We start from the raw sequence: 218 nt of genomic DNA, 5'->3' as shown, positions 1-218 counted from the left end.
ACGGGCAGGCTGAGGGAACGCCCCGACGGCACCCGCAACCCGCTGCAGACCGTGCCGCTCACCGAGAAGATCCAGGCGGAGAAGTTCGACGCCGTGTTCGGCGGCGGCCGCCGCGACGAGGAGAAGGCCCGCGCCAAGGAACGGGTGTTCAGCCTCCGGGACGAGTTCTCGCAGTGGGACCCGCGCCGCCAGCGCCCCGAACTGTGGCAGCTCTACAA

Annotated in this window: 1 protein-coding gene; it reads left to right on the top strand. The window is 70.6% G+C overall.

The features are described from left to right. Positions 1 to 218: phosphoadenosine phosphosulfate reductase domain-containing protein (locus ACX6XY_RS30580; protein ID WP_460338025.1), on the top strand; the 218-nt coding region annotated here is incomplete at both ends.

This window comes from Streptomyces sp. O3 (assembly GCF_054788135.1).
Note: the sequence above shows the minus strand (reverse complement) of the source record. Positions and strands in the feature narration are given on the sequence as shown.